This window comes from Pedobacter sp. AK013, from assembly GCF_014205835.1.
Classification (GTDB): domain Bacteria; phylum Bacteroidota; class Bacteroidia; order Sphingobacteriales; family Sphingobacteriaceae; genus Pedobacter.
The window spans coordinates 75996-101016 of the sequence record NZ_JACHCQ010000027.1; the positions used below are offsets into that span (position 1 = coordinate 75996).

Sequence of the window (25021 nt, forward strand, 5' to 3'; positions counted from 1 at the left end):
CTATGCTCAGCCTGACAATACCAGGATGATAATCTTTGAAGCCATTTTTAAAGTTATGAAAGTTTGAAGTTTGTGAAAAATTTAGATGATGAAGGGCATGTTTTTCATGATGAAAGGAACATCACTGTTATTATTTCCTTTCATCATCATTTCACCTTCTTTCGTCACTTATATTTAACAGATCGGTTTAATCGGTCTAATTTGCGTCCATCTTAATTATTTAATATGGTACGGCTTAAAATACAGCAACTTACAAAATCTTACCAAAATGGTGTAAAGGCCCTTGATGGTATTACCCTGAATATTGCAAATGGCATGTTTGGCTTATTGGGGCCTAATGGAGCTGGTAAATCTTCACTTATGCGTACACTTGCTACCTTACAGCTACCAGACGCAGGCCAGGTTCATTTTGATGGAAGCGATGTGCTGCAAAATTCTCAGGAAATGCGCAATAAACTGGGGTATTTGCCACAGGATTTTGGCGTATATCCTAAAGTTTCAGCTATAGATTTACTCAATCATCTTGCAGTTTTAAAAGGATTGCAAAATAAGAATGAACGCAAGGAGCAGGTGACTTCATTGCTGCAACAGACCAATTTATTTGAAGTGAGAAAAAGATATGTCAGCACTTTTTCGGGTGGTATGCGGCAGCGTTTCGGCATTGCGCAGGCTTTGTTGGGCAACCCGCAGTTAATTATTGTAGATGAGCCTACCGCAGGGCTTGATCCACAGGAAAGAAACCGGTTCCATGATCTGTTGAGTGAAATTGGTGCCAATCGTGTGGTTATCTTGTCTACCCATATTGTAGAGGATGTGAATGATCTTTGTGCTGAAATGGCAGTAATGGCCAATGGGAAGTTGATTTTACAGGGTAAACCATCAGACTTAACCCAAAAGTTAGATGGGAAAATCTGGCGAAGGGTGATCGATAAGGCAGATCTGGCTCAATACTCATCCGTTTTTAATGTAATTTCTACGAAAATTATTTCGGGTAAGCTTCACATTTTTATACTGGCTGATGAATGTCCTGCACATGTTTTCGAACGGGTTTATCCTAGACTTGAAGAGGTATATTTTTCTTCATTATTTGGCGCTGCCAATCAAAATTTGGAGGTTATGCTATGATTATAGATTTACTAAAATTTGAGCTTAAATATCATTTCGGGCAGATATCGTTCAAAGTGGCTGCCCTTTTGTTTTTTATCCTGGGGTATTTCTGTGTGGTACAGGGTGGGTTTGGTTCTGAAGATGTGCATAAAAATTCACCATATGTCATTACCAACATCATCGTCCTGCTTTCGCTTTTCTCTATCTTTTCGGGTACATTATTTAGTGCTAATGTGGTGCTGAGAGACAATCTGTATAAAATGGAAGCAGTTGTTTTTACTACTTCGATCAAAAAACGCCCTTATTTTGTTATCAGGCTTTTAGGCCTGATTATTTCGGTTTTTAGTTTACTGTTGCTGGTTGCCCTGGGTATTTACTTGGGTACTTTCTTTATAGCGGCCGATCGGTTAGGTGACTTCCGCATTACTTATTTCTTACAGCCACTTTTAGTTTTTGCACTGCCAAATGTGCTGTTCTCCGCAGGTATTTTATTTTGTACTACTGTATTAACGAAAAATGTGCGGGCAATTTATGTGGTTGGCGTGCTGATGTACATTTTGTATATGCTCGCTTCGATATTTGGCAATTCGCCATTGTTGGCTACTTCGACAATGAAAGCAGGTAGCCCCGATATTTTACCACTACTTTTAGATCCTTTTGCATTAGCCTCATTTTTTGGCGAAACCAGAACATGGACTGATCTACAGCGCAATAAACAGCTATTTCCATTCGACGGCGCCTTTTTACTCAACAGGTTGCTTTGGCTTGGTTTTACAGCCTTACTGGTGCTGATTACCTATCGTTTATTCAATTTTCGTTTGCAGCAACAACAACAAGCTAAAATAAAGGCAGCTAAAGCAGAACCAGTTGAGTTGGTTCCTTATCGTGCTTTTGTAGTATTTTCAAATGGCTCTCGTTATTACCTTAATACGTTCTTCGCACAGTTTAAACTCGAAATGATATTCTTGTTTAAAAATATCCCCATTATGGTAATGTTATTATTGTGGGTTTTTCTTTTCGGGGTAGAGTTAAAAGACAAGCTGTTCAGTGGTATTTATGGTATTCATAGCTATCCGGCAACAGGTATCATTATCGAAGAAATACGTTCCATGAAATTCGGTCTGATTTTAATTGTTTTTTACGCGGCAGAAACCATTGGCAAAGAAAAATCAGTAAATATTCACTCCTTGATTTATAGTACACCTGTTCAGTATTCAGCATTATGGATGGCAAAAAACCTGAGTCTTTTTGCGCTCGTTTTCATCCTCGTAACGCTAAATATTGGAATCGGTATTGTTCTTCAGCTTACACATGGCTATTTCCAGATTGAGTTACCCATGTATTTATCCTTGTACTATTATAGCGCATTCCCTTTATTACTTTTTGTAGTACTCGTCGTTTTTATCCAGAATTTAAGTGCAAACAAGTATCTCGGTATGTTGCTGAGCATGATCGTTATTTTCCTGGTTTCGTATGCAGAAAGGTTTGGCTTAGCACACTATCTTTTCCGATTTGCAACAGTTCCTGATTTATTACATTCTTATTTTAATGGCTTTGGATATTATGCCAACGCATTTAACTGGTATATGCTGTATTGGTCGGCTTTTGTAATTGTTATTGCCGTTTTAACCATTGGAATGTGGCAGCGTTTAGTTGAAATTAAGATTAAAACAAGATTCAGATCAATCGGTTTAACATTGAAGCAATATAAATGGACTACAGTTTTAGCATTATTGCTATGGATTTCTTGTGCTGCATTTATTTATCATCAAACCAATACCATTGGGAAATATAAAAATAAACAGGATCAATTAAACTGGAGTTTGGCTTACGAGCAGAAATATAAAGCGTTGGCAGGCCTGCCTCAACCAGTAATTAAAGACGTTAAAATGAGTGTAGATTTATATCCTAATGAAGGAAAATACACCATTAAGGGCACTTACCGTTTAAAAAATGAATCAAAATTACCTATTGCCAAAATATGGACTTACGTTAGCCCTGCTGTAAATTCATTTTCCATAACCATTATAGAAAGTGAAAAAAGCAAAAGAGATGAAGCATTTAATCAACAGTTTATCACTTTAAAAACACCATTGCAACCTAATGAAGAGATCATGATGGATTTTTCTGTTGAAGTAATCCGCTCTGGATTTATTCCTTTTAATAGCGAAAACTCAGTTGTAAAAAATGGATCTTATATTGAATTGGAGAAAATTGTACCTCAATTTGATTATTGCTATAATTTTGAGAGCGAAGACAAACGCGAACGGAAAAGGGCAGGTTTACCAGAAATAGCCAGCAAACCTAATCTTAACAACACTTATGAGCTGATCCATTTAGAAACCACAATTTCTACAGCTATTGATCAGCAGGTGATTACCGTTGGCGAATTGCAAAAAAACTGGATAGCCAATAACCGAAGCTATTTCAGGTACAAAACTTCGATCCCTATAAATTTTATGTTTGCCCTGAGCAGTGCGAGGTATAGGGTAAAAAAGGAAAAGTACAAGGGAGTAGATCTTAGGGTGTATTATCAATCTGGGCAAGAATATAATTTGAAAAGTATGTTTAAGGCCGTTAGGGATGCCTTAGATTACGGTAATGCGCATTTCGCAAAATACCCCCTTAAACACTTAACCATTGCAGAAATTCCTCAATATAAAGGTGCTGCAACAGCCTATCCGGGAGTGGTTTTTAGTGCAGAGAACATTAATTTTCTAGGAAATTATAGTCAGAAAGATGCTATTGATCAGAGTTATGCCATCGCTGCGCACGAAACTGCACACCAATGGTGGGCAAATATATTGGCTCCTGCAAATGTTGCAGGTTATGCCATGCTAACCGAATCGTTGGCTAAATACACCGAAAATGTGTTGATTGAAAAGACTTTTGGCAAAATGTATTTAAGGAAGTATTTGGCTTACGATAATAACCTCTATTTTTTAAACCGGAATAATAACGAAAGGGAGCTACCCTTGGCCAAAACTTTAGATCAACCTTATGTACATTACCAAAAAGGAGGAATAACGATGTATGCGGTGAAAGAATTAATTGGAGAAAAGAAATTCAATACAATATTGAGTCAGCTTATTATCGATCATGAAAATCCCAAACCTAAAGCTACAGCGGCCGATTTGGTAAATGCACTCTTAAAGCAGGTTTTGCCTAAACACAAAAAGTTTATTAACGATTGTTTTAATGAGGTAGTTACTTATGATTTAGATATTAAATTAATCAATTGTAAAAAACTCATGAACGGGAAATTTAAAATTGACCTGGAAATTGATGCAGAAAGGTTAGCTAATGGCGATAAACAATTGCCGGATCTTGAAGTGGATCTAGCCTGTTTTGACCAATTGGAAATGGATTGGGAACCTGATATTAAACCTGTATATACCCAAAAGCTTCAAGTAAGCCAGCGTAAAACCAAACTTTCAATTATTGTTGCTCATCAACCAAAAACGGTAGTTATTGATCCTTATGGGTATGTATTGGATGTTGATAAAGGCGATCATGTAGCTGTGGTGGAGTAAAAGATCCTTGTAGAAAGATCGTTTCGACCGCAGTGGAGAAATCTTTGGACTTTAGCAACTTTAAAAGATTTCTCGACTTCGCTGTACTCCGCTCGAAATGACGAAACGATTGGAGATAGCACATTACTTAGCTTTGATCAATAAAAAAAGCGCCATTTCCTTATTTCAGGACTGGCGCTTCGAATATTTAAACGACTAGGTTTAATACGATTCTTATCAATTTGCCCTAAAACCTTTTGGTGTACATTGCATCTGACGTTTAAAAAATATGTTAAAATTGGCAGGGTATTCAAAACCCAAACAATAAGCAATTTGTGCGATATTCCATTCAGTATGTTTTAGCAAGGCCACCGCTTCTGTTGCTATCCTTCTCGAAATGTGCTCTGAAGTGGTTTTACCAGTTACTTCTTTTACCGCATGGTTTAAGTGATTTACATGTACCAATAAGCGGAAAGCAAAATCGTGGGCTGTTTTTAACTCCAAAATATGCTCAGTAGAGCCGATTGGGAACTGCCTTTCTAACAATTCGATAAACAATGAAGTTAAACGTGCCGATGCATTATTCTGTTTAAAAACAACATCCTGAGGTTTAACCTTTAATGCTTCATGAACAATAAGTTGCACATAGTTTCTTAACAGATCGTATTTATGGATGTAATCGCCATCCATTTCTTTCATCATTTTAGTGAATATATCAGTTAAAATGACCTCTTGCTCTTCGCTAATGTGGATTACCGGACTATCGTTAATGCGCCACAATAAAGAATCGCGGAGGGTTTCGTTACGGTTATGGATAAAATTCTCGGTAAATAGACAGAAGAATCCGGCGGGTTTCGGTGAGGTACTTTCCCAGGAATATGGAATATTAGGATTGGTAAACAGTAAGGCCCGTCCTTTAATTTCAATCTGTGCATCGGGGTAATGCAAAATGCCGTTACCAATGATTAGCGAAATCTTATAAAAATCTCTGCGGCTAAAAACAGACGGTACATTGCTGCAAACGATAGTTCTATTAAATACATTAAAATGCCCGATATCATTAATCATCCCTAGGCTTGGCGTAGGAATTTCAGGCCGGGTGATTTTTAATTTATTATAAAAATCCTCTAATGTTTCCTTCTTTTGAAGGGTAGAAAGCTCTTGATTTTTTGATAACATACTTTAAGTGCTTAATACAGGTAAAGTTAAGGTTTAATCGTCATTCCCTCATGTATTTCCTCGGTCGGTTCTGCCACTAATTTGTCACCTTCTGTTAAATCACCAAAAATTTCTACCTGATCATCGGTTTCCCTGCCTTTTTTTACACTTACTTTAACCGCTTTGTTATCGGCTACTTTTAAAACAAATAATCCTTCACTGGTATCCAATAAAGCTTTTTTGGAAATGATAAAGGTGCTGGCATTGGCCGGAAGCGGAATATTCACTTCTGCAACCATGCCAGGTAACAAAACTTTCGAGGTATTGGGTACATCCATTTCAATACGCTCAGAACGTAAGCGTAAATCTAAGGCACCTGATAAACGTTTCACTTTAGCTTTAAAAGTCTGATTAGGCAAAGATTTAACTGTGAAACTAATTTCATCGCCAGCTTTTAAATAACCCGTATAAACCTCTGGAATGGAAACGGCCAAACGCAGATTTTTCTGGTCCTGTAGCGTGAACAGGGGTAAATCTGAGCCTTTGCCTGTAGGACCAACGTAGGCACCTAAATTCACATTTCTGGCCGAAATAATGCCACTAAAAGGTGCCCTGATGGTTAAATAATCCTGAACCGAACTTACTTCTTTGTAGGCCGCTTTTGCTGCTTCGAGCTGTGCTAAATCCGAGTTCTTTTTTGCCATCGCCTGGTCTAGATCATTTGTTGAAATCGTTCCAGGGGTTTTGCTGGTTTCGTATAAACGGTTGTAATTCGCTTTGCTCGCCGTATAAATTGCTTCTTGTGCCTTTATCCGCGATTGTGTTGCGGCCAGTTGCGAACTCATTTCGGGTGCTTCCAAAGTCATCAATAACTGCCCTTTGCTTACTTCTGAGCCAATATCAACTTTTAAGGTTTTTACAAAACTGCTTACTTTGGCATATAAATCAACTTGTTGCAAAGCAATTAATTCGCCTGGTAAACTCAGTTTGGTTGATAATTTCTCTTTTTTAAGGTCGAATGTAGCTATCGCTGCTTCTTTTTCTTTCCTAGGTGTTACTTTCGATTCGGAGTGCCTACAGCCATATATAGCCGTTAGTACTAAAAATCCTGTACTCAATAATCGTGTTGAAAATATCTTTGTATTCATTTGTAATGATGATTTATTCGTTTTCTTGTAAACCTTTAATGTAATGGATGCTTTCTTCATCTTCCGGATCAAGCGATATCGAATCGGTAGTCTGTTTGCCCTGAACCCATGCAAATACCAACGGCAATATAATGAGTACGGCAAATGTTGAGGCCAATAATCCACCAATAACTGCTCTGCCCAATGGTGAAACAGCGCCACCACCTTCACCATGACCAATGGCCATTGGTAACATACCCGCAATCATCGCAATGCTCGTCATAATAATTGGGCGTAAACGTAATGCAGCAGCTTCGCGTGCCGATTCGAGCGCATTGCCATTGTGCTTTCTTAATTGCTCTGCATTGGTAATGAGTAACACGGCATTGGCAATGGAAACTCCAACCGACATGATAATCCCCATATACGATTGCAGGTTTAAGGTTGATCCGGTGATGGTTAATAATAGTAAGGAGCCTAAAATAACCGCGGGTACAGTGGCTAAAATAACCAATGGTACCTTAAAAGATTGAAAATTCGCCGCCAGCATTAAGAAAATTACCACAATAGCTACAAATAAACCCGATTGTAAGCTATCTAAAGTATCAGTTAGCACCTTACTCAGACCTATAGCAGTAACATTTAATCCACGCGGCAGTTCGCCAACGTTTTTAATGGCTTTTTCTACATCTTTAGATGCTGTGCCCAAATCGGTATGGTAAAGGTTTGCCGTTACGGACAGGAAGGGCATGGCACCAATGTTATCGTTTTCTCCTGCTGTGGTATCGGGAGTAATTTTTGCAACATCGCTCAATACTGGTCGTGCCGAGTTTTTCAATAAAGGAATTTCTCCAATATCATCTTTACTGGTCATTTGATTGAGTGGTACCTGGACCTGAACACTATAAGGCAGCGCCGCTTTTTCGTCTAACCAGATGTTTTTATCTGTATAACGTGATGATGAAGTGGAAGCAATTAATGATCTCGAAATATCGGCCATATCAACCCCAATCTGCGCCGCACGTGTTCTGTCGATATCGATATTTAATGATGGATATTTAATGGGCTGTGCCAGCTGAACATCCCTCATATACGGGATTTCCTTCAATTCTGCGAGGATTTTATTGGCATATTTTTCATTCAGTTTTTTGCTTTTGCCTGCAATACGCACTTCAATAGGGGTAGGAGAGCCTTGGCTCAATACTTTATCCGTTAGTTCTATCGGCTCGAACGAAAGTTTAACATCAGGCAATACTTTTTTGATTTGCTCCCTGAACTGATCTTTAAAATCGTCCATGTCTTCTTCAAAATCTTTTAAGCTTACCTGAAAAACAGCTTCGTGCGGACCAGCCATAAACTGGTAGATCGGGTTTACTGAAAACTGGGCAGGGTGCTGACCAACATAAACGGAAGAAATACCAACGTGTTCTTCGCCAACCATTTTTTTCAGCTCAGCCAAAACCACATTTGCTTTTTCTTCGGTCCGTTCTAAGCGTGTCCCATCAGGTGCACGTAAACGCAATTGAAACTGGCTCGAATTCACCCTTGGTAAAACATCGCGACCAATATTAGCCAATAGCAACGCTGCCAGGCCGATAATTACTACCAAATAAACCAGAACAACAGCTTTTCGGTAAGGAAGTATACGATCAAGGAAACGCATAAAACGGTTTCTGAACCTATCGAAGAAACCAATTTTACCATTGCCACTAAAATCTTCACGTTCAACCAGCACTCTTTTTTGGTTCAGGGTGTCTTTTTCCGATTCGAGTGTAATACCAGTTGCCGCAAAATCGGCCTCGTCTTGTGTAATGCCCGGGTGATGTTTACTGCCTTTTTTAGGATGTGCAATCATCAGCCAATTGGCCATAATCGGAACAAAAGTTTGTGATAACAAGAATGAAACCACCATCGAAAAACCAATTGCCAATGCCAAAGGTAAGAATAACGCCCCAGGGATACCGGTCATGGTAAAAGCTGGTGCAAATACAGCAAGGATACAAAACAGGATTAACAGTTTAGGGAAAGCAATTTCCTTACAGGCATCCCAAATAGCCAGGGCCTTGGGTTTGCCCATATCAAAATGCTGGTGGATGTTTTCTATCGTTACAGTCGATTCATCTACCAGGATACCAATTGCCAACGCCAATCCACTTAGTGTCATAATGTTGATGGTTTGTCCGAATAACTTTAGGAACAGTACCCCGGCAATAATAGAGGTAGGAATCGTCAGGATTACAATCAGTGCGGCTCGTTTATCGCCAAGGAAAAGCAATACCATCAAACCTGTTAATATTGCACCAATGGCACCTTCGCTGATCAGACTTTTTACGGCGTTGATTACGTAAACAGATTGGTCGAACTCATAAGAGAGCTTAACATCTTCTGGTAAGGTATTTTGAATGTTTGGCAGGTTTTTCTTCAGGTTTTTAACTACTTCCCAGGTAGAGGCATCTCCAGATTTGGCTATACTTAAATATACGGATCGTTTACCATTAATTAAGGCATAACCGGCTACTAAATCGGCTCCATCTTTAACGGTAGCCACATCGCGGAGCTGTAAATTTTGTACACTACCTTTAAACAGGGGGATATTTTCAAAATCTTTTACCTTTTTAACGGTATAGTTGGTTGGTGTAATATAGTTTTTATCGCCAATCCTCACATTTCCCGAAGGTGCGGTCTGATTATTTAGCCTAATGGCTTCAACCACTTGATCTACCGTTAGGTTATGAGAACGCAAAAGTGACGGATTTACGTTAATTTCTATTGTTCTTGGGCTACCACCAAAAGGGGCGGGAGAGAGTAAGCCGGGTATAGCCGAAAAACTAGGGCGTACATAAGTATTGGCCAGATCTTGCAATTCGTTGTTGGTGCGGATAGGGCTGCTTAGTACCAATTGCCCTACAGGAAGCGACGAAGCGTCGAAACGGATCACGAATGGCGGTTGCGAACCTGGCGGGAAAATGGCTTGCGCCCTTGTGGATAGTGCACTTAACTCTGCTGCTGCCTGGGCCATATTGGTACCTTCGTAATAGGTAAGCTTCATGAGCATTAAACCCTGCGTATTTTTGGTTTCGATGCTTTTAATGCCGTTTGCAAAAAGTAGGATGTTAACATATTGTTTACCAAAATAAGCCTCCATTTGGTCGGGTGTGTAACCGCCAAAGGGGTGCGCAATATAAATTACCGGAAGATTCATCTGCGGCAGGATATCAACCTTGATCTGGTTGATGGCCCCTATACCGAAAAAGAACAACCCGGCCACTAGAACTAAGATGGATATGGGTTTGCGGAGTGCGAAACGTATTAAATTCATTTATATAGCCAGATTAAAATTCGTTGATAAATATGTCGTAATTGCCCAACGCAGCCGATTTGAGCAATAAGGCCTGCCAAACATTGGTAAAGGCAATATCCCGGTCGGTTTCGGCACGGTTTAGGGTAAAAAGCGCCTGTGTGAGGTCTACCAATGTAGTGAGTCCGTTTTTGTAGAGCGTGCTTTTTTGTAGATAAGCATCCGATGCTGCCTTTACCTGAATAGGTGCTTCCTTGTAATTGGCCAAAGCATTGGTTAGTTTGGTTTCAGCAAGGGCCAACTGTGCTTTCAGCTGCTGATCAACAAGGTTATATTCTTCCTTTAAGCCTTGGCTAATGTATTCCTGCGCACGCACTTGCGGACGGTTTTTTAGCAATGTAGATAGATTCCAGGTCATTCCTATGCCAATCAAATAGTTTCCGCGGGTGGGGTTTATTCCATCGGCATAACTGGTAGAATAAGCAGTTTGATCTAAGGCATAACCAGAACTAAAACCCGAACCTTTACCCTGCATTACGCCAAAAAAAGTAAACGTTGGGTAATATAATTTTTTGAAATAATTAACCTGTTGCTGGCTAACATCTACCCGGTTCTGATAAAACTTTAAAAGTGGATGTGAACTTTTGATTACCGTATCTTCGAGCAGGTTGCCTGGAATTCGGGTGATAGAAGCGGTATCTAGCATATACGATGTTTCGGTTTGCCCCATTAAAACGCCCAAACGGTTGGCTTGTTCCTGTTCCAGATCTTTGGCTTTTGTTAGTGCGATTTTAGCATTAGAAACTTCGGCCTTTGCGAATGAAGAATCTACCCCGGCAATTAATCCGTTTTTGGCCCTGATAACGGCCGTATTTTTAAAAGTAATGGCGCGATCGAGATTTTTCTGTTGCGATTTGCTTAACCTTTGCGCGGCGAGCAAATTTAAATATGCTGCAGAAACCCGGATTTCCTGTTGGAATTTTTCCTGCTCCAGATCGTTTTTGTCTCTTTGGTAAGTAGCATCAGCAATTTTAATGCGATCTTTGATTTTTCCAAAAGTGAAGAAATCCCAGTTGATGTTGGCCAGATAGAGTCCGCCAAATGCAGCATTCCAATTTTGTTTGTTTAAAGCAGGACCAGCGGAAGCTGTTCCCAAACCACCCAGACCATATTGTGGGCCGTTTTGGCCGTTAATGGTTCCATAATCTTGTTGGGCACTTAGACTGAAATTTGGCAAATACTCTCTTTTAGCCTGATGGATAGATGATTTTGATGCATTTGCATAATTATCCTTGGCCTTTATGGTGCCATAATTGCTTAATGCGGTATTAACAGCCTGTTTAAGGCTAAGCGTTTGCGCATTTACACCGATAGATAGACTGATAAATAATAATAGCGAAAAATAAAATAAAGATATACGAGGCATAGTGTATAATTTACACGGCAAATGTAAATTATGAACGCTATATCAAAGTATTTGGTTCAAATCAAAAATTATGCGAATCAAATAATAATCGAATTGTTACTTAAGTGGCCAAGAGGGCAATTCTATTACTGAAAATAACAACTCTCAGATTATCGTCATTGCTGTAAAGGTTTTTCAGCCGGCGAAGCCATCTTACAACTATCGCTAGTAGCAAGTGCTTTAAGATTATTCATTTTTGCAGTTGCTTTTAAAGGCATTCATGAGCTCGCTCCGCTCGGTTATCTTTGTGCCCCGCAATGACGATCTTTCTATTTGGAGGTTATGATTCCTCTGTATAACTTTTAAAATTATCCAGAATGGCCTGCCATCCGCCACGTTGCATTTCGATAGGGTTGGTAGATTCTGCATCGAAAGTTTCAGTTACCCTGGTCTGTTCGCTCAATGCATCAAAAACAATGCTTACAGTTCTGCCATCGCCCATGGTATATTCGATTTTTTTATGCTCATCAACCGTGGTATAAGTTCCTCCGAAATCAAAACTCATGCTACCATCTTTTGCAGCCATGGTACTTTTAAATTTACCACCAACTTTTAAATCGTTTTCTGAATAAGGGGTATGCCAATCTGGTGAGGCAAATGCCCATTTAGTAATATGGTCCGGATTATTCCAAAATTCCCAAACTTTTTCTATTGGTGCATTTACTGTTGTTTCTACAGTAATTGATGTTTTATTTTCCATGTTTTAAGGTGTTTAATTTTTCAATAAAGTTATAGGAACTTTAATAACTCATAAAGAGTAAATACGACAAAATAGGGGTGGAATACCCTTGTTGGATTGACAGATTCTAGTTTATCCTGACCGCGTTCAGATTTTGATTAATTGTAGGTACACAATTTTAGCATGTTTTTGTTTCTCTATTGTCTGAAAAGATCTTTTATTTTTTAAGGTCACGCTATTCTACGATCTCGTCTTCTTTAGGTGGTCTTACAAAATCTAAAACCCTCCTCTCTTTAGCCCCAAAAGACTTAAAATTCACTTTTGATTCTCGCAAAGATACTGAATTCGGTCCGCCATCATCATCAATATGTTCCTCCTGATAAAAATCTTTTTGCCAAAAACAAACTGGGCAGATCATTGAAATCGCATCTTTGTCGATCGTATAAAAACTGCAGCAAGCACATTTAATTTTATTTTCTGTATCCATTATTTATCGTAGTTATAGGTTTGTTTTACCCGGTAAGTCTGCTCAAGGAAGGAAGATAATGAATTCCGATCAATAGGTAAAACCTTCTAACACTTAGATCATGTATAATTTACATCAATTTTTTTTCGGCTTCTTCCGGACTGCAAATCAATACCAACAAATAAATTAAATAACCAATGCGGCAGACATAACCCTGATTTAAGCATTGGTTTTGGTGCGCTTGCTTGTTTTAAAGTCTTTTATCGGGTTAAAGCGGATAACGGGGCTGCTGCTACCGAAGTACTACTAAGCATTCATTTCCAAAAAAATATAAAGGATATTAAATTATATTGTGGCCAGTTTTTTTCACAGACTCTTTATCTAAGCCTTAATATAAATGGGAGCGCAATTCGGTACTATTATCAAGGTTTCTTCCCGCTTTCCGTTTTACTTCGTGCTCACTGCAATCGGGGCTACGTGGCGTAACCTGTAATAAGATTATAGGCTGGGTGTCGGTTTTCAAAAAAGAATAAATAGGAATTATTAATCTGTCGCCAGTTTTTTCTTTTTCCTAAACCTTTTCATCTGCCCCATGTGCACTGTGGGGATATTATCGCCGAGTAATTTACCCCAGGGTTTAAGTCCATCAATCCGATCAAAGATAATTTTCAATACCGCAATAAATGGAATGGATAGGAACATGCCCGGTATGCCCCAAAGCGCGGCATCCATTAACACAATTATGATAGAAATAAGGGCATTGATCTGTACTTTGCTCGAAACAATTCGCGGTACAAGGATATTGTTATCAATAAACTGGATCAGTGCATAAGCACCTATAATTAAGAGCTGGGTAGTAAAGCCATCTTTGGTAAGGGTAGCCATTAATACGGGCAAAGCAATGGCTATAATGCCGCCAATGTAAGGGAGCAGGTTTAGTATTGCCCCTATAACACCAATGAGGATGGCATTTGGTACACCAAGAAGAAGCAGGGCTGCAGCGTTCATTACGGCAACAATAGAAGTTTCGATCAATAAACCGATAATATAGCTTTGGACTGCCGCTTTCGTTTCGCCTAAAATCTCGGCAACTTTTTTTGTGTTTTCTTCTGAAAAAACTTCGTAAATAAAATTAAGGATCAATGTTTTATATAGTAAGATCAGAAAGGTATAAACCGGGATTAGGAAAACCACACTGAGCACACCCATTAGGCCACTTAAAGTTTGACCAATTAAGGCTTTGCTGCCGTTTGCCGCATCATTAAGCATTTGCATCTGCTTCTGCGTGGAGATACCAAAGGTGCTTTGTAACCAACTCCTGATCTGCTCAAGCAATTGCGATAATTTTTGTTTAATGCTGTCCAGGTCATCAAAGAAGTGGGCCACTTGTGAGGATAGAAAATAGACTATGGCAATAACAACCACAATACCGATAATCATCGCAAGTATAATGCTGACTATTTTGGGCATTTTTCTTTCGAAACGATTGGTAAGCGGGTTGAGCAATATCGCAATCAGGGCTGCGAAAGCAAGTGGCACAAGAATATCTCTCAGCACACTCATCATAAATACTGTAATTACTAATCCTAAAAGAATTACAGGTGCTTTGATGTAAAATGGGTATGTTTTAAGCATTTTTAGATAGGTTCATCGTTCAAGAACCAAAAGATAATAAAATTGTTTTAAAATTTTTCAGCTGTTTAATGATTAGAAAAGCAAGACATCATTATTTTTGGTTTCAATTCTCAGAAATGGCAAACAATATCCAGTTATTTTATAAATTTAGCACCGCATTATAATAATAATTAAAAACTGCCCATGAAAAATAGCTTTTTAATAACCGCCTGTTTGTTTTTGTTTAACCATGTTTTAAGTGCTGCTGAAGTAGATACCGCTTTAACCTATAGTAAATCGATGAACAAAAATATTAAAGCAGTGGTAATTAAGCCCGATAGCTATAAAACTGGAAAAACTTTTCCGGTGGTTTACCTGCTCCATGGCGCAGGAGGTAACTATGCAGAATGGGCCAAAAAAGTACCGGCGATTAAAAACCTTGTCGATCAATATCAATTTATTGTGGTATGCCCTGATGGTAATGTAACCAGTTGGTATTTCGATAGTCCGGTAGATGCTAAATGGAAATATGAAACCTATGTGGCTAAAGAGTTGGTGGGTTATATAGATGAACATTATAAAACCATTGCCGAAAAAAGAGGTAGAGGCATTACGGGGTTGAGTATGGGTGGCCATGGTGCATTATACCTGGCTATTAAACACCAGGATGTATATGGGGCTGTAGGCAGCATGAGTGGCGGTGTAGATATTAAACCTTTCCCGAACGGCTGGGATATTTCAAAAAGATTAGGTGAACAGGACGAGTTTCCGGAGCGCTGGAAACAGAACAGTGTAATTGATATGGTTTACCTGATTAAACCCGGATCGCTGGCTATTGCTTTTGAATGTGGCATAGACGACTTTTTTTATAAAATGAATGTACGCCTGCATGATGAACTATTGTATAACAATATTCCGCATGATTTTACCACCAGACCCGGTGTACACAATTGGGATTATTGGGCGAATGCCATTAAGTTTCAAAGCGTTTTTTTTGATAATTATTTTAACCGTAAACCTTAGAATTGGTTATTGGCTGCTGGTTTAAGTAGTTGTTCTCTTTTTTCTTATTGATAAACAGTGATTTGTAGAATTGTTTAAAATTGAAATTTTGATCTGTGGTTGAAATCATACATTTTGAATTAAAATTGATACGTGATTTAGTCTAAAAATTAACTTTTAGATTACATACAAAATAAAGACTTACCATATTTTTGGCCGTTCTCGAAATCTTATTTATAAAACAGGAAACGAAGATTTAAAACCAAAATGAAATACTTAGTCAAAGAAATCAGTGACGGAAACTGCGATATCACGTTATTGCCAGAAAACCTGAATGATAGAAATCTTTTAGCAGAAACAACGAAAAGCCTTCAGCACGATTACCAAGAAACTATCCAATCGCATTACGAACATGCATTGAAAAATGAAGTTCATGATAATGCTACATTTGTTTCCTTAAATAAAGAAGAAAGTAATTATCCGAAAAGAGTAAATGTAAATTACCAGATTATGCTAAGTTAAATCGATAATTTCTGGCCAAGTAACTGCCAAAGGAGAAAACTAAAGCTTGAGAAATTGACTGTAAAAAATTCTCCATCAGGCAACCGAATAAAAGGGCTGTTCGATTTTTTCGAGCAGCCCTTTTTATTTTGTCGTAAAAAGGACAGATGCTTTATGTAACATATGGTGCAAGTAATCTGAAAGACTTCTAAAGCGTTTGAGGGATAATTTAGCACCTAGAATGATTTGGGTTAAAATATGGTTGTTTTGTGTTAAGATACGGTGCTTATTGTAGCGAGATAGTATATATATTTAATAAACGTTGATTAGACGTTTATTGAATGCTTATTATCTTTAAGGGTGAGAATAAGTATCACTAGCCATTAACCAAATAAAACTAATATGAGTAACAGTCCAATCCGCTATAGGCAAGCGCCTATTTAAAAGTCTTTTAAAATCAGCAGTATCATTTATTCAGATAAGGGATATGTTTAAACGGAAAAGGTTTAAGGCTTCGCTTTATGCCACATTTCCTTGCTTATTTTAATAAACGTTGTTTTGACGTTTATGATTGATCTTGAAAAGGAAAGGGAATGTTATGTCCGTTTAAAACCATCTAAAAACTATTAAACCAAATAATATTATGAGCAACAAACAAGGGTTAAATCCAAAAATTCGTAATCTGCCTGATTTACTGACCGGTTCTCTCAAAATTATGATATCACCAGTTATGAACAGACAGCAAAAAATGAAGAAAATTAAATCCGGCTTTAACAATAGGGGATTAGCAAAATACTTGATGCTTTTTCTCACCTTTTTAAGTATTAATGCCATGGCCCAGAATTCGATAACGGTTAAAGGTATTGTTAGGGATACAACAAGCGGACTCCCGGGTGCCGTGATCAAAATTGTGGGGGCTGCAAATCAAGGAACCGCTACAGATAATTTTGGCCGATTCGAAATTAGGGCTGCAAAGTCGGCCACACTTTCCATTACCTGTATAGGATTTAAGCCAAGGCAAATTTCACTTGCCTCGCAATCAGTTAATGCAAGCAATGTAATTACTTTGGACATCAAGCTTGAAAGCGCTACCACAGAATTACAGGAAGTTGCAGTAACCGGATTTGGTAATACACAGAAAAAAGCGAGTATGGTTAGTTCGATCACCACCGTAAATGTGAAAGATTTGAAAACTCCTTCATCGAACCTGACCAATGCTCTTGCCGGGCGTATTGCCGGAATAATTGCTTTTCAGAGCAGTGGCGAACCGGGATTGGGTACTGATAACTCTACTTTCTATATCCGTGGTTTATCTACGTTTGGGGCTGGTAAAAGAGACCCGCTTATTCTGATTGATGGGGTAGAATCAACACCTACCGATATGGCACGCCTGCAACCAGATGATATCTCAGATTTTTCTGTATTGAAAGACGCTGCGGCCTCTTCGGTTTACGGCGCAAGGGGAGCAAATGGCGTTGTGCTTATTAATACCAAAATGGGAATGAACGCAAAGCCACAGTTTAATTTCAGGGTAGAGAATAGAATATCGAGGAATACGAGGGATTATGAGTTTGCTGATAATATTACCTACATGAGAATGGCCAATGAGGCTTCAATAACACGTACGCCAAACGGCATTGAGCCCTATTCCCAAAATAAAATCAACAGCACTGCTGCCGGCGAAGATCCTTATCTGTACCCGAATAATAATTGGTTAGACCAGCTTATCAAAAAGCAAACGGTTAACCAGGGCTACAACTTGAATATAGCAGGGGGCTCTAATCGTGCCAGGTATTACATAGCAGGTACCTTAAACCGCGATAACGGTAATTTAAAAGTGAACCCGATTAATAATTTTAATAATAATATTAGTCTGACCAACTATTCTATCCGGTCTAACATAGATTTCGATCTCACCAAGTCTACAGTATTGATTATCCGTATGTATGGCCAATTTGATGATTATCAGGGCCCAATAGGTGGAATGGATGGTAACAGACGTATCTCTGGTGGCGAGCAAACTTTCAGGAATGCGTTAAATGCAAATCCGGTTATGTTCCCAGCCGTGTATCCATCAGACAAGTTGCCTTTCATTGAGCATCCGCTTTTTGGTTCTGCTCAGACACGTAATACCGACTTGAGTCTAAGTTCTACCTTGTATACAAATCCTTATGCGGAGATGGTAAAAGGCTATCAGGTTTATAAAACCTCGAATCTGCAGCCCCAGTTGGAATTAAAACAGGATTTGGCTAGTCTAACAAAAGGCTTAAGTGCACGGGCAATGGGGTATTTGCGTAGGACTTCTTATTACAGGGTAAATAGAAATTACAACCCGTTTTTTTATTCTGCAGTGATCAATCCTCAGGATCAATCGTATAATTTAACCGCATTAAATGATGGCGGACAAAATTCAATAGGTACGGTTGGGACAGAAGTGTTGAATTTTACCAGGGATGCAAAGGATATTGATTCCAGGATGTGGCTGGAAGGTTCGGTGAATTACAATAGGACTTTTAAGGATAAACATGCGGTTGGAGGTATGCTTGTTTCTTATCTTTCAGATTATGAAAACGCCAATGTTGATGAGCTGATCCAGTCTTTACCTTCAAGAAATGCTGGTGTTTCAGGAAGGTTCTCTTATGGTTATGACGACCGGTATCTTGCAGAGTTTAACTTCGGTTACAATGGGTCAGAGCGTTTCGACATCCGTAACCGTTGGGGTTTCTTCCCATCAATCGGTGTTGGCTATAGGATTTCGAATGAAAAGTTTTTCGAACCGCTGAGGGGTGTGATCTCTAATCTTAAATTTAGGGCTACATACGGTGTTGCCGGAAATGATGCCATTGGGAATGTGGGAGACCGTTTCTTTTATATGTCGAGGGTAAGTTTAAACGATAATAGTTATGGCGCCTCTTTTGGCCGAAATGACGGAGCCCCGATCTATAGCCGTCCTGGTGTTTCCATATCCAGGTATGCAAATGCTGACATTTCTTGGGAAAGGTCTACCCAGTTAAATATTGGAATGGATTTGACAGTAGGAAAGGGAGTTGATGTAGTAGTTGATGTTTTCAAGCAGAAACGAACCAACATTTTGCAGCCTGTTGCAAATATTGATAATGCAGCAGGTTTAATGGCAACAACTTTTTCCAACTTCGGAGATGGTACATCCAAAGGTGTAGATATGTCTGGTAGCTATAGGGCAAATATTTCCCGCGATTTTTCAATCAATGCCAGAGGTACTTTTACCTACGCTACAACCAAGATCGGTAAGATTGATGAATTGCCTTATCCTGCATCGCTATCTTATCTATCCAGAAAAGGAACAGCATTTAATCAGGCCTTTGGCTATATAGCTGAAAGGTTGTTTATTGATGATGAAGAAGTTGCCAATTCTCCCGTTCAGTTTGGCGATCGCGGCCTTAAGGCAGGAGATATCAAATATAGAGATATAAATGGCGATGGGGTTATCAATACTGATGATCAGGTTCCACTGGGTTACCCTACAGAACCAGAAATTACCTATGGTTTCGGATCTAGTTTCAGGTATAAGAAATTTGATTTCAGTTTTTATTTTCAGGGATCTGCCCGCTTTTCGTTTTTCATAAACTCGAACCAGGTTCAGCCATTTTATCAGAATGGTGGTTATCAGACAGGTTTGCTAAAGGCAATTGCCGACAATTATTGGACTGAGACAAATCCTAATCTTTATGCCTTTTGGCCAAGATTGAGCACCTGGAGGGTGCCTAGCAATAATGTCACATCAACCTGGTGGATGAGGAATGGCAATTTTCTTAGATTAAAAAATGTGGAATTTGGATATACCTCGGAGATTAAAAAACTGAATGTGAGAAGTGTCCGCCTTTATTTGTCGGCAACCAACCTTTTCATATTGAGTAAGTTCAAGATGTGGGATGCAGAAATGCGTGGCAACGGAATGAACTACCCACTCCAATCGCTTTATAACCTAGGCTTGCAGGTAAGTTTATAATATAATATCTAACGGAAATGAATAAGAAAAAAATAATTGCATTAGCTGTCGTTTTCACAGTCTTTTGTAGCATAACATCCTGCAAAAAGTATCTGGATATTGTTCCAGACAATGTTGCCGTGATCGAAAATGCGTTCAAACTTCGCATCGAAGCTGAAAAATACCTCTTTACCTGTTATTCTTACTTACCTAAAAATGGCGATGGCTGGTTCAATGCCGGCATGATGGCGGGTGATGAAATCTGGTTGCCCCAAACAGACAAGGCCCATTGGCATCCAGCCTTTCAGATAGCCCAGGGCGAGCAAAATAGAAGCAGACCCTTATTTAACGAATGGGGTGGAGACTTAAAAGGAGGGGATGGAAGATATAATTATCTCATGATGTTCAGGGCCATCCGCCATTGCAACATCTTTCTTCAAAACATCAAAGACCCAACAAAGGCCCCCGATCTGGGAATAGCTGAAAGGGAAAGATGGATCGGAGAAGTAGAATTTTTGAAAGCCTATTACCACTATTATCTGATGAGGATGTACGGCCCTATACCGCTTATTGATGTAAATGCACCAGAATCCTCAGATCCTGAAGGGCTTTATTATAAACGCGCCCCAATAGATGAGACGGTAAATTACCTCTCTGCTCTTTTAGATGCGGCAACTGAAAAGCTACCACAACGGATTTCTGATGAGAATAAAGAGCTGGGTAGAATAACCAAACCCATTGCGCTTGCTGTTAAAGCAAAACTCCTTTTGATGGCAGCAAGCCCGCTATTTAATGGGAATTCGGATTATGCAGGCTTTAAGGATAAGGAAAATACGACATTTTTCAACCCGGTGTTTGATCTTAAAAAATGGGAAAAGGCAAGGGATGCAGCCAAAGCAGCAATAGCGTCTGCGGAGTTAAATGGCAATGCCCTTTACACTTATACTAATGATTCCTATGCCTTAAGCGCAGAAACAAAAACTCAATTGAACATCCGCAATTCGGTAACCACCAGATGGAGTACGGAGCACGTTTGGGCACTTTCAAACAGTTATTTTGTGAATGAAGCCCTTTGTATGCCACCGATGGCAGGCATCGCTAATGTAGATAGGTTCCAGTTACAGGGTGTTTGGGGAGCTCCGTTAAAAATTGCGAAAATGTTCTACAGCAAAAACGGTGTGCCCATTGATGAAGATAAAACACTTGATTTTGCCAATTATATGCAAACCAGGGTAGCAACCACTGCCGAGCGTTTTACAATTGAACCTGGATTTGCAACAGCAAGACTTAATTATGATCGTGAACCAAGATTTTATGCAGATCTGGGCTTTGATGGAAGTAAATGGTATATGAAGGATGCGACCAGCACAAGTAGCGATGTAAACTCGGTATACGTTCAATCAAAAAATGCAGAGCGATCTGGATTCGGCCACTTTACCAATTGGAACGAAACGGGTTATTTTATTAAAAAACTCGTTCATTGGGAGTCAACTACAAATACCAACAATGCCCCAAGCTGGAAGACTTACCCTTGGCCGGAAATAAGACTGGCTGATCTCTATTTGATGTATGCTGAGGCTTTAAATGAACTGGAACCCGGTTCTGCTACTGCAATCAGCTATATAGATCGTGTGAGGACCAGGGCAGGATTAAAAGGTGTTGTAGAATCATGGACCAATTATTCTAAGAATCCGGCCAAATATACCAGCCAAAATGGCCTCCGCGAAATTATTCGAAGGGAGCGCCTGATCGAACTTGCATTTGAAGGTCAACGTTTCTGGGATCTCCGCAGATGGAAACTGGCTGCCGAGGAGCTTAATAAGGATATCACTGGCCTAAGTGTTTTGGGCAAGACAACTGAGAGTTATAATATCGAACGAACTATTTTCAACCAAACATTTATAGCGCCAAGGGACTATTTATGGCCGATTGGAGACAATGAAATCAGAAAGAATCCAAAACTGGTAGAAAACCCGGGATGGTAGTATTTATTTAAAGATAAGAATCATGAAATCAAAGAAAATAATTAATTACTTATTACTGCTTACATTGATAGCGGCACTGTTCTCCTGTAAGGAAGAAGAACTTGGTGGGCCCACAGAGCATGATGGAACTGTTCCGCAAATGGTAAGCAACATTCAGGTCGAAAATTTGAATGGTAAAGCGAGAATTACCTATAAACTGCCTAACGACAAAAATTTATTATATGTCAAAGCGGTTTTTAAGCTAGCCAACGGAACTAATTTTGAAGCTAAATCGTCCTTTTATAAAGATACGGTTGTAGTTGAAGGATTTGCCGATACGCTGGAACATCAGGTCTCCCTATATTCTGTAAGTAGGAGCGAAGTGCTTTCGCAACCAATTTTAGTAAAGGTAAAACCCCTTGAAGCCCCATTTCGGAAAGTATTTAAGAGTATCAAGGTAATCAATGCCTTTGGTGGATATAATCTGTCGGCTACAAATCCAACACGAGATAATATTTCGATCATGGTAATGAAAAAAAATGTTTTTAAGCAATTTGAAGTAGATAATTTCAGGAGCATATTTACCCGTACCGACGAAATTTTATCTAAGATCAGGGGGCTTGACACCACGAGGCAGGAATTGGCAATTTTTGTTAAAGACAAATGGGGAAACAGTTCAGATACCCTTTACAAAGCCATAAATCCGATATTTGAAGCCAAACTTAATCCTTCACTTTTCCGGGCTTTAGTATTACCTGGCGACGCGCCGCAGGTTACCAACGGCGCTGCACTGGTTTATGCCTGGGATGGTAGGCTCGGATGGCCTTACACAAGTTTTACCCACCAGATTAATGGCGGTAATGGGCCACATATGATCAGCTTTGATACCGGTGTGTCGGCAAAATTAAGCCGTGTTTGGATTCGCCCGTTCCCTGAAGGAACAAGGTATTACTACCTCTCTACCATGAAAAGGTTCGAAATATATGGTTCCAGTAACCCTAATCTAAACGGGGCTTTAGATTCAAGCTGGATTCTTCTGGGCAGCTACGAGGTGAAAAAGCCTTCAGGATTGCCTTATGGAAACGATAATGCAGAAGATCAGGCCACTGCGGCGGCAGGTTTTAGTTGGGATATTGATCTAGCTGCACCTAAAGTGCGCTACCTGAGGATCAGATGTTTGGAGAACTGGGCAGGCGGAACCGCGCAAAGTATCAATGAAATAGAGGTTTATGGCGCGCTACAATAAGCAATAAGATTCATTAATTAGCTTAAAAAGATGAAAAATAAAATAAAGAAAACCATCCTCCTATCTTTCGTAACCATACTGTTGTTTGGTTGCTCTAAACCGGATGATTATAAAAAATACCTGGAAGGAGGAGATATCCTTTACTCGGGTAAATTAGACTCTGTTAAAATTAACCCGGGTAACAACCGTGTACAGTTAACCGGTCTTTTAAAAGCCGATCCAAAAATCAACAGGATTAAAATCTATTGGAATGATAAAAAAGATTCAATTGAGTATCCCGTAAATATGAATACAGATCCAAGGAGATTCAACAAAATATTTAATGTAGAAGAAGGGATCCGGAGTTTTTTAGTGTATACTTTCGATGTTGAAGGAAACCGCTCCATTGCTGTTAATGCAGTAGGACGGGTTTATGGTCCACGTTATGCTGCATCTTTGAACAATCGGACAATTGGCAGCGCAACCCAAGTTAATGGCGAAACTGTTATAGATTGGCTGACCATTGATCTCTCAGCCGGGCCTTTTGCTACCGAAATTCGATATACATCCACAACCGGATTAAAAACGCTAAGGGTGCCAATAGCCACAGAACGCACCAAGTTGAATGACCTTGCAGGCACGGCATCTACAATTAGTACCAGGACCCTGTACCTGCCAACTAAAACCAGTATAGATACTTTTTACACGGAATTTGCCCAGGTAGGAGTTTTAAAGGATGTTACTGCCCAGTATTTGTCAAACACAAAGATACCTTTTACTACCAGTGTGAAAGGCGACAGATGGGGAATCCCAACTGCCTGGACAACCAATGATGCCGTACGAAATTTCAGGCAGGCTGCAGGTGTATTTTATGGTGGTGTAGACGCCTGGTTTGACGGCCCCCAACTGGCCATGGAAGCAGGATGGTCAGCAGATAATATGGCTACAATTACTGACGGTAAAATCTATCAAGGTGCTATTCTGCCTCCAGGACAATATACCTTCGAAATAGATATTCCTGATTGTACCGCAGGCGGAGACTTCTATACTGTGGCCGCCGAAGGAGATGGCATACCCAATACAGGCAACATCGCATCTTCATTGGCCTATGCCAAGACTAACGCAAAAGGTACACATAAGATCACCTTTACACTAGCTGCCGAAAAGAAAGTATCGCTTGGTTTCGTTGGCAATGTTCCAAATAAAGGGGCCGGAGATGGGACATTCTGGAGAATTAGTCAGGTTCGACTGAAATATTTGCCCAAAACCAATTAATCTGGTTTTTAACTGAGCGTCAGGATGTTTCTGGCGCTCTTTTTAGCTTTCTTGATTTTTTTTGTTTACAGGCCCCGTTCAGAAGATGTAAACTAATTCTGTTTTTGAGTTATCAAAAACAACTAGTCTTTCGCGAACATTGTACAGTAAACAAGAAATTGCCAGAATACTTTTCTGGCTTTTTAGGGGAGGCTTAAATGCAGAACAGTTGGTTGTTTTTTAGAAATTAAATAGATAAAAATGAGGTTGTATCATTAATCAAAATCATAATTCGTGAACAGAATTTAATTTCGAACAAACTCCATTAAGAATGATAAGGCAATAAAAAACGGCAATTTTCGCTAGTGAAAATTGCCGTTTTTTATTAAAATTATGGTCACCATAAAATATTATTTGGCGGCTTCGAGGTCAAATTGAATTATGATACAGCCTCATTTGAAAGTGCTGTAAGGCTTATGCTGTATTGAAAAAAAGAGAATTGCTTGGTTCGATATTTTGTGAAATGCTTCGTTTTGACGGATCGACTTATAGAACCGCCAGATTGAATGAAGCATCGGAGCTTATTTGGATCAAGCGGAAAAGTTGGGGGGGATGTTTTAAGCATATATTTTCGACAATCTGAATAAGAAGAATTTAATATCCCTTACACCTCTAGAGGTTG

The 25021-nt window shown here is 39.3% G+C and carries 15 protein-coding genes; 8 read left to right on the forward strand and 7 right to left on the reverse strand.

What is annotated here, in order from left to right:
- Nucleotides 1-225: 225 nt before the first annotated feature.
- Nucleotides 226-1125, forward strand: coding sequence for an ABC transporter ATP-binding protein (locus HDC90_RS17760; protein WP_184468782.1), 900 nt, complete (start codon nucleotides 226-228; stop codon nucleotides 1123-1125).
- Nucleotides 1122-4640 (forward strand): M1 family aminopeptidase, encoded by a 3519-nt coding sequence (locus HDC90_RS17765; RefSeq protein WP_184468784.1) that lies wholly within the window; start codon nucleotides 1122-1124, stop codon nucleotides 4638-4640. The genes HDC90_RS17760 and HDC90_RS17765 overlap by 4 nt, the downstream gene beginning before the upstream one ends.
- A gap of 216 nt (nucleotides 4641-4856) precedes the next feature.
- Here the strand turns inward: HDC90_RS17765 and HDC90_RS17770 are convergent, their stop codons facing one another.
- The 7 genes from HDC90_RS17770 to HDC90_RS17800 form a co-directional block, all read right to left on the reverse strand.
- A complete protein-coding gene (locus HDC90_RS17770; RefSeq protein WP_184468786.1) occupies nucleotides 4857-5798 on the reverse strand; it encodes an AraC family transcriptional regulator in 942 nt (313 codons plus the stop codon).
- Between the two features lie 26 nt (nucleotides 5799-5824).
- Nucleotides 5825-6925 carry an efflux RND transporter periplasmic adaptor subunit gene (locus tag HDC90_RS17775; protein WP_184468788.1) on the reverse strand — a complete coding sequence of 367 codons (1101 nt, stop codon included), beginning with the start codon at nucleotides 6923-6925 and terminating at the stop codon, nucleotides 5825-5827.
- A gap of 13 nt (nucleotides 6926-6938) precedes the next feature.
- A complete protein-coding gene (locus HDC90_RS17780) occupies nucleotides 6939-10223 on the reverse strand; it encodes an efflux RND transporter permease subunit (RefSeq protein WP_184468790.1) in 3285 nt (1094 codons plus the stop codon).
- 13 nt (nucleotides 10224-10236) lie between these two features.
- Nucleotides 10237-11628, reverse strand: coding sequence for a TolC family protein (locus HDC90_RS17785; protein WP_184468792.1), 1392 nt, complete (start codon nucleotides 11626-11628; stop codon nucleotides 10237-10239).
- Between the two features lie 319 nt (nucleotides 11629-11947).
- Nucleotides 11948-12367, reverse strand: a complete 420-nt coding sequence (locus HDC90_RS17790) for an SRPBCC family protein (protein ID WP_184468794.1) — start codon at nucleotides 12365-12367, stop codon at nucleotides 11948-11950.
- A 214-nt stretch (nucleotides 12368-12581) separates the two neighbouring features.
- Nucleotides 12582-12833: a CPCC family cysteine-rich protein gene (locus HDC90_RS17795; RefSeq protein WP_184468796.1), complete on the reverse strand. Its 252-nt coding sequence runs from the start codon at nucleotides 12831-12833 to the stop codon at nucleotides 12582-12584.
- 522 nt (nucleotides 12834-13355) lie between these two features.
- Nucleotides 13356-14447, reverse strand: a complete 1092-nt coding sequence (locus tag HDC90_RS17800) for an AI-2E family transporter (protein ID WP_184468799.1) — start codon at nucleotides 14445-14447, stop codon at nucleotides 13356-13358.
- 183 nt (nucleotides 14448-14630) lie between these two features.
- Here HDC90_RS17800 and HDC90_RS17805 point away from each other — a divergent pair, with 183 nt between their 5' ends.
- From HDC90_RS17805 to HDC90_RS17830, 6 genes are all read left to right on the forward strand, one after another.
- Nucleotides 14631-15449: an alpha/beta hydrolase family protein gene (locus HDC90_RS17805; protein WP_184468800.1), complete on the forward strand. Its 819-nt coding sequence runs from the start codon at nucleotides 14631-14633 to the stop codon at nucleotides 15447-15449.
- A gap of 246 nt (nucleotides 15450-15695) precedes the next feature.
- On the forward strand, nucleotides 15696-15950 hold the full coding sequence (locus HDC90_RS17810) for a hypothetical protein (RefSeq protein ID WP_184468802.1): 255 nt from the start codon (nucleotides 15696-15698) through the stop codon (nucleotides 15948-15950).
- Nucleotides 15951-16677: 727 nt separating this feature from the next.
- A complete protein-coding gene (locus tag HDC90_RS17815; RefSeq protein ID WP_221451884.1) occupies nucleotides 16678-19917 on the forward strand; it encodes a TonB-dependent receptor in 3240 nt (1079 codons plus the stop codon).
- Between the two features lie 17 nt (nucleotides 19918-19934).
- Entirely contained in the window at nucleotides 19935-21881 is a 1947-nt protein-coding gene (locus HDC90_RS17820) for a RagB/SusD family nutrient uptake outer membrane protein (RefSeq protein ID WP_184468805.1), read from the forward strand.
- Nucleotides 21882-21903: 22 nt separating this feature from the next.
- On the forward strand, nucleotides 21904-23106 hold the full coding sequence (locus tag HDC90_RS17825; protein ID WP_184468807.1) for a DUF4959 domain-containing protein: 1203 nt from the start codon (nucleotides 21904-21906) through the stop codon (nucleotides 23104-23106).
- A gap of 30 nt (nucleotides 23107-23136) precedes the next feature.
- Entirely contained in the window at nucleotides 23137-24360 is a 1224-nt protein-coding gene (locus tag HDC90_RS17830) for a DUF4998 domain-containing protein (RefSeq protein ID WP_184468809.1), read from the forward strand.
- Nucleotides 24361-25021: the final 661 nt, after the last annotated feature.